The sequence below is a fragment of the Candidatus Sordicultor fermentans genome, from assembly GCF_012728195.1.
Classification (GTDB): Bacteria; Atribacterota; Atribacteria; order Atribacterales; family Caldatribacteriaceae; genus Sordicultor; species Sordicultor fermentans.
Genome location: NZ_JAAYFP010000075.1, coordinates 1 through 6731, shown reverse-complemented (window position 1 = coordinate 6731; position 6731 = coordinate 1). Strand labels below are relative to the sequence as shown.

At 45.4% G+C, this 6731-nt stretch carries 7 protein-coding genes; 6 read left to right on the top strand and 1 reads right to left on the bottom strand.

What is annotated here, in order from left to right:
- Window positions 1–763 precede the first annotated feature (763 nt).
- The 6 genes from rsmG (at window position 764) to GXZ17_RS03370 (ending at window position 6198) form a co-directional block, all read left to right on the top strand.
- A complete protein-coding gene (rsmG, locus tag GXZ17_RS03395; RefSeq protein ID WP_409375883.1) occupies window positions 764–1495 on the top strand; it encodes a 16S rRNA (guanine(527)-N(7))-methyltransferase RsmG in 732 nt (243 codons plus the stop codon).
- 619 nt (window positions 1496–2114) lie between these two features.
- Complete coding sequence (locus GXZ17_RS03390; RefSeq protein ID WP_409375882.1) at window positions 2115–2912, top strand: tRNA (adenine-N1)-methyltransferase; 798 nt, start codon at window positions 2115–2117, stop codon at window positions 2910–2912.
- 24 nt (window positions 2913–2936) lie between these two features.
- Complete coding sequence (locus GXZ17_RS03385; RefSeq protein ID WP_409375881.1) at window positions 2937–3698, top strand: ParA family protein; 762 nt, start codon at window positions 2937–2939, stop codon at window positions 3696–3698.
- Window positions 3691–4521, top strand: coding sequence for a ParB/RepB/Spo0J family partition protein (locus GXZ17_RS03380; protein ID WP_409375880.1), 831 nt, complete (start codon window positions 3691–3693; stop codon window positions 4519–4521). The genes GXZ17_RS03385 and GXZ17_RS03380 overlap by 8 nt, the downstream gene beginning before the upstream one ends.
- Window positions 4522–4633: 112 nt before the next feature.
- Window positions 4634–5698, top strand: a complete 1065-nt coding sequence (locus tag GXZ17_RS03375; RefSeq protein WP_409375879.1) for a peptidoglycan DD-metalloendopeptidase family protein — start codon at window positions 4634–4636, stop codon at window positions 5696–5698.
- 14 nt (window positions 5699–5712) lie between these two features.
- A complete protein-coding gene (locus tag GXZ17_RS03370) occupies window positions 5713–6198 on the top strand; it encodes a hypothetical protein (RefSeq protein ID WP_409375878.1) in 486 nt (161 codons plus the stop codon).
- On the opposite strand, the gene GXZ17_RS03365 is transcribed toward GXZ17_RS03370, so the two are convergent.
- Window positions 6187–6660, bottom strand: a complete 474-nt coding sequence (locus tag GXZ17_RS03365; protein WP_409375877.1) for a hypothetical protein — start codon at window positions 6658–6660, stop codon at window positions 6187–6189. The genes GXZ17_RS03370 and GXZ17_RS03365 overlap by 12 nt on opposite strands.
- Window positions 6661–6731: the final 71 nt, after the last annotated feature.

The window sequence follows — 6731 nt, the reverse complement described above, 5'->3', positions numbered from 1 at the left end:
TTATCCGTCATTCCTGAATGTTCCTATCAGGAATCTAAATTATTTAAGAACAAGAATATTTGGGATTCCCGATAAAAGATTTCGGGAATGACGGGGGAGGGTGAATGTCTCTATCAGGAATCTAAATAAGAGGGAGAGGAGATGCCTATATGGTTCCAAAAAGAAAAAGCAAAAACGTGGATGCCTGATTAAAGATTTCAGGCATGACAGAAAAGTACTATAAGGGGGTGAAACCCCCTTATAACCCCCAAAAGACTAAAATATAAAAATGAAAAAGATCAAAAAAACAACACAGAGGAAAAAATCTCTGTGTGCCACCCCGGCGACTTTCGAGCCGTTTTTAGCCTGCCCCGTATTTATCAGGGGTCTATATATGGTATCCGCAAAACCTGTTAAATTGCTCAAACTTATAAAAGCAAGCTACATTATGTTAAAAAATTCGGGATTACCCCACTCAGGAGTATGCGAGAATCATCGTAGCCTTCGGGGTGATCTTTGGTAATCCAACAAAAACGCCGCCACAGAGCCTTCGCCTTTTGCGATGATATCATGAAGGAAACATCCCTTCTTCCTCTTTTTTCTCATAGAGAGGATGGTATAATGAGAAAACTCCAGGGAAGGGATTCTAATCTTTCTGGAAAGCGTCTGTGGATAACCTGGGGATTAAGGGTCGGGCAAAGAAGGAGTGATAGAAATCGCTCTATTAAAGAATGTGCCGTTTGTAGACAATTCACAGAGGGTGGAAAAAAGGGGAAAATAATCTGTGGATAACTTGGGGAAAAGAAGGGGAATTTTAGAGAGGGGACTGGAAGAATTAGGCCTCTCTCTTGAAAAGAGCCGGATAGAACAAATGCTTGAGTATGGGGAGATGCTCTATTTCTGGAATCAACGCTTCAACTTAACGGGCTTCAAAACCCCCGAAGAAATACTGGTAGACGCCATTTTAGATTCTCTCACTGTTTTTTCCACCCCGCTTTTTGAAGAAAAGATAGAACGATTAGTGGATGTGGGGAGCGGGGGAGGGGTGCCAGCCATTCCCATCAAGATTTTTTACCCCCGGATACATCTCACTTTAGTAGAGTCTAATGCTAAAAAATGTCGTTTCTTAGAAGAAGTGGTGAGGGAGCTATCTCTTGACGGTGCTCGGGTGGTGAGAGGAAGAGGAGAAGAGCTTGCTCACGAGGAGGCCTTTCGAGAAAGCTTTGATTTGTCTACAGCCCGAGCTCTGGGCTCTTTGGCTACAAATTTAGAGCTGACCGTGCCTTTTTTAAAAACTGGTGGAGTGGCTCTTTATTATAAAGGTAAAGAAGTAAAAGAAGAGATAGAAAAGAGCAAAAAAGCCCTCTCTCTTCTTCGTGCTGAAGTGGAAAAAATATGGGAAGTAGCGGTTCCCTTTCGAGAGAGAAAAAACTTCTTGGTGGCGGTGAGGAAAAAGGATGCCGCTCCCCCCTCCTTCCCTCGCAGAGTGGGCATTCCGCAAAAGAGGCCATTATAAAGGAAAGAGGCAATCCTCTATTGTTTTGCACCGCCTCCGGAGGCATCAAGAGGCCCATCATAAACTTCGCATAGCAGCTTGCCGGCATGAGAACAAGCAGGAAAGATTGAAAAAACCAGGATAACAACGCTGGAAAAAACTCCAGCATGCGCGCTAATCCTGACTGGCCATAATAAGCATCATTTAGTCCTCTCGTCTCAAATAGTCATCGCGAGGGTCGTGGTTTCGCTTCTGTGGCGATCTCTGAGTTTTTGACATAATGTAGCTCACTTTTTAAAATGACGGAAGATGCTCCCTTATAGCCCGTCGTTGTGCCCGAGATCGTTGGTTGGGAATCCACCACTCTCTGTCATTCCGATAGAGACACTCAGGAATGACATCTGAGGAGGGTCACTGTGGCGACAGAAAACGCTCCACTAGGAGTCTTTTGCCTTTTCTGTTTATATGTTTTTATCTTACGTCGTAAGCCGTCTGCTTTTCCTTCCCCCCCGGACAAAATTGTTCCACGTGGAACAATTTTGTTTCCCCTCTCCTTGAATCCGAGCTTATGTGTTACAATTGGAAGCAGTTTGTTCCGGTATTTTAGAAGTCAAGAGTTTCTCGGATTCAAGGAGAGAATATGCCTATTAAAGAAGGAGAAAGAGTATATCTGCGATTAGAGGACGGGAAAAATTATCTTCTCAAGGTGGAGAAGGGGAAGTTTTTCAGTACTCATCTGGGAAATATCTATTTTGACCACATAATAGGAAAAGAGTTTGGAGAAGAAGTTTACACCAGTCAAGGGAAAAAGGTTTATCTCTTACAGCCTGGAATAGTGGAAAACATCTTCCATATGAAAAGGAGAACCCAGATTGTTTACCCCAAAGATCTGGGTTTTATTCTCCTTATGCTGGACATAAAGGAAAACGATCGGGTAATTGATGTGGGTTTAGGAAGCGGGGCTATGTGTGGAGCACTGGCCCGCCTGGTGGGAGAGAGGGGGAAAGTCTATGCCTATGAAAAAAGAGAAGAATTCATCGCCATAGCCCGCCACAATCTTTCTCAATGGGGGTGGGAAGACAGAGTGGAAATAAAACAAAGAGATATAAAAGATGGTTTTGAAGAAAAGGACGTGGATGCTCTTTTTCTGGACGTTCCCAACCCCTGGGATTATCTCAAGGAGTGCTGGAGGGCCCTCAAGGGAGGAGGAAGGTTGGCCATAGTTTCACCCACTGCCGGTCAGGTTATGGAGGTGTTGAGAGGGCTGGAGGCTCTTCCCTTCGAGGATACCGAGGTGTGGGAAAACCTCTTCCGACAATATAAAACCAATCCCTCTGCTTTTCGTCCGGTAGATAGGATGGTGGCTCACACCACTTATATGATTTTTTCTCGAAAAGTTTCACCTCCTGATTGGGAGGTTGATTTGAAAGAAACATAAAATTAGTTTAGAATATACCCATCTATGGGTATCATAGTGGCAGTAGCTAATCAAAAAGGGGGAGTGGGTAAGACCACTACCTGTGTAAACTTGGGAGCTTGCCTTGCAGAAAAGGGAAAGAAAGTGCTGCTTGTGGACATCGATCCTCAGGGCAATGCTACGAGCGGGCTGGGGATAGACCGTCGGCAGCTAAAGCAGTGCATCTACGACCTTTTAATCAACGGAGAAAAGGCGAGGGGATTGGTGCTGGAGACCGGGATTTCTCGTCTCTGGCTTCTCCCTGCTACTATTCGCCTTGCGGGGGCAGAAATTGAGCTGGTTCCCCTGATGGGGAGAGAAAGCCGCCTGAAGGAGGGGTTAAGAGAAGTGGTTTCTGATTTTGATTTTATTTTTATCGATTGTCCTCCTTCTCTGGGTCTTTTAACCGTCAACGCCCTGACCTCAGCTCATAGAGTTATTGTGCCAATTCAATGTGAATATTATGCTCTGGAGGGTCTCGGGCAATTGATGAATACTTTTCATCTGGTGCATAATTTTTTGAATCCCCAGCTGGAGCTGTGGGGGGTGTTGTTGACCATGTTTGATTCTCGAACCAACCTCTCTCAACAGGTGGTTGAAGAAACGAGAAGGGTTCTGGGAGATAAGGTTTTTCGCACTATTATTCCTCGCAATGTTCGCCTGAGTGAAGCTCCCAGCTTTGGAAAACCAATAATTATGCACGATGCCAGCTCCATAGGGGCGGCAGCCTATCGGGAATTAGCTGAGGAAGTGCTGGAAAATGAGTAAGCGAGGACTGGGTAAGGGCTTAGATGCACTGATCCCGGGAGCGGGGGCCTTTGGGGCTCGCGCTATTCAAGAAATAGATATAAATAGTATAAAGGTTAACCCTCTTCAGCCTCGTACTCAGATGGATGAGGAGGGGCTGGAAGACCTGGCTAACTCCATCCGGGTGCACGGAGTCCTTCAGCCACTCTTGGTGAGAAAGGCAGAAGAGGGGTTTGAGCTAATAGCTGGAGAGAGAAGATGGAGAGCGGCAAGACGGGCGGGCTTATCCACGGTTCCGGTGATAGTAGAAGAGATAGAGGAAAAAAGTAAATTGGAAATAGCTCTGGTAGAAAACCTCCAGCGAGAAGACCTCCCTCCTCTGGACCTGGCCCGGGGGATTAAAAAGTTAATGGAGGACTTTAATCTAACCCAGGAAGAAGTGGCAAGAAGAGTGGGGAAAAAGCGCTCTACCATTGCCAATCTGCTTCGTCTCTTTGATTTGCCTCCTTCAATTCAGGACCTTTTGCAGGAAGGGAAAATAACTTTAGGTCATGCCAAGGCCCTTTTGAGCGCAGAATCACAGGAAAGACAGGAGGAGCTGGTGGAGGAAATTCTCACCCATTCTCTTTCTGTTCGAGAAGTAGAAAAGAGAGTAAAAAAAGCCGCTCCTCAGGAAGAGCCTGCTGGGCACTCCAGAGAAGAGAAAAACCTTCAAGAGCTTTTGACTCATTACCTTTCCGCTCGAGTTAGAGTGGGCAGGGGGAAAATTACCATCGAATACCATGGCCAGGAAGATCTGGAGCGCCTTTATTCTCTGATTGTGGGAAAAGAAGGAACTTTTTGAAGGATAAGCTTGAATATTTTTTTTGTTTTATGATAAAATTCAGGTTAATAGTTTGAAAAGCAGGAAATAACGAGCACCAGTTGGTAAAATAAAACTTTCAGGAGGATCGTAAATGCTGGACAAAAAAGAAGAGGAGCAGTTTACGATTTTCTGGCTTCACCCCACTAAGGGGCAGCTTAAAAGATTTCATTTTTCCTGGTCAACGCTCCTTTTGGGAGCTCTGGTTTTGGTGATAGGTGTTGGTTTGGGTATCGGTGGAGTGTTGTGGTATCAATCGAGGATTAAAAAAGAACTTTGTCTTGCTCTGGAAAAGATGGAAGAAACCCAGAAAAGCGCTGCTGTTTTGGAGGCCCAGAAAAAAGAGCAAGAAGAAAAACTGAAACAGCTAACCCAGGAGACCGAAGTAGTAATAAAGGAACTGGAAAGCTTGCGAGAGCTGGATGAAAAGGTGCGAAATGTTTTAGAAAAAGACCTGCAATCTCGGTTCCAGAAACTGGGGATCGACTTATCTCTCTCCTCTGTTTCGGTTCCCTCTTATATCCCTCTAAATAGATTTTTAGGGGAGCTACACGTCGCTCCCCTGGGAGTGGGAGGTCCGGAGAGGCTTTCCTCCTTTTCTCTTGTCCGTGATCCTTCACCCCCTTCTTCTTCCGATCACAACTCCGACTTTGGGCGGCAGGCTAAAGCTCTGGAAGACAATCTTTCCTGGATGCGGACAGAAACTCTGGCTCGCAAGAAGTCTCTGGAAGAAGTAGTAGAAGTAGCGCAGCAAAGAGACAGGTTGCTATATGTGGTACCTATGCGCTGGCCTACTTGGGGCAGGGTCTCTTCCAATTATGGATGGCGTAATGACCCCTTCACAGGAAGAAGAGCCTGGCACACAGGTGTGGACATTGCTGCCCCCACGGGAAGAAACGTGGTGGCTACAGCGGAGGGAAAAGTGATTTTCACCGGCTGGAATGGTAATTATGGAAAGTGTGTGATTGTTCGCCATCAATTTGGTTACGAGACAGTATACGGGCACCTTTCCAAAATTTTAGTGAATACTGGCGATGCAGTTAAAAAAGAGCAAATCATCGGGCAAGTGGGAAGTACAGGAAGAAGCACCGGTCCTCACCTTCACTATGAAGTGAGAAGGTACAGTGAGGTGATTAATCCCTGGCCTCATCTTCCATAGAAAAGGGGGAAGAAGTGAAGCAGAATAGCATAATAGGAATAGCGATTATTTTCCTTCTGTGTTTTTCCTGGCCTGCCTGGGGTCAAGTGGGAAAAGTGGTGATAACCGACGTCTCTGTTCAAGAGTTAGCAGGAGACGTTTCCATTTCTATTCGAGGAGAAATTCAAGCAGAAGGCGAAGGAAGCATATTTTTGCAAGCTTCCACCACTTACGAGAATAAAGAATATTTTACTGCACCCCGGGAGATAAAATACGCCCTGTCTCGAGAGGCCTTTTCTCTTTCTTTTTCCCGGGAAGATTTTGAGCTGGTGGACTTAAAGGAAAATAAGGTAGAGAAGCTACCCCAGCTGGCAAAAGGAGAGAGATTGGTAGTCTACGTTTATGAAAAGAAAATTACCTCCCCGGAAGGACAAACCGAGGAAGTAAAACAAGATATTGAAAGAACCGGTTACGCTCTGCGGGGGATACTGGCTAAAGCCACCAGGGTTTTAGAATTTTAAAAGCGCTTGCTTTTTCTTTTTGTGTGTTCTCCCCTGAGGGGGGTTATAAGGGGGATTCTTCTTGTAGTCGGGGAGACGTGCTTCTTCTTTCTTATATTTAACCGCAAAATTTATGGAATATCCTTTTTTGGCCATATAAGCCTCGCATAGCAGCCTGACGGTGTGGAAAAAAGCAGGAAAGACGAAAAACCAGGATAACAACGCTGGAAAAAACTCCAGCATGCGCGCTAATCCCCGAGTGGTCATAATGAGCCTCGTAGCATCGCATGTGTGGCAGTTCCGGGGGCTATAAGGGGGTTCTTTTCTCTCTGCCTGAAACCTAATCAGGCATCCAAAGGTTTTTGCCTTAAATAATTTAGACCCCTCGTAGAACCATTCAGGGGTGACGCCTCTTTCGTCGTACCTGAAATATTTAGTCGGGAATCCAAAGCTTTTTACTGAGGGAGGCTTTTTCTTCCCCATTTAGTCTTTGTTTTTTTATGCTTGTTGTTTTTCAAAGGGGGTTATAAGGGGGATTTATCCCCTTTATAGTT

Excerpts from the sequence above, each read along its gene's own strand:
- GXZ17_RS03375 (WP_409375879.1), top strand. The coding sequence starts at position 4,634 with ATGCTGGACAAAAAAGAAGAGGAGCAGTTTACGATTTTCTGGCTTCAC.
- GXZ17_RS03380 (WP_409375880.1), top strand. The coding sequence starts at position 3,691 with ATGAGTAAGCGAGGACTGGGTAAGGGCTTAGATGCACTGATCCCGGGA.
- GXZ17_RS03390 (WP_409375882.1), top strand. The coding sequence starts at position 2,115 with ATGCCTATTAAAGAAGGAGAAAGAGTATATCTGCGATTAGAGGACGGG.
- GXZ17_RS03385 (WP_409375881.1), top strand. The coding sequence starts at position 2,937 with ATGGGTATCATAGTGGCAGTAGCTAATCAAAAAGGGGGAGTGGGTAAG.
- GXZ17_RS03365 (WP_409375877.1), bottom strand. The coding sequence starts at position 6,660 with ATGGGGAAGAAAAAGCCTCCCTCAGTAAAAAGCTTTGGATTCCCGACT.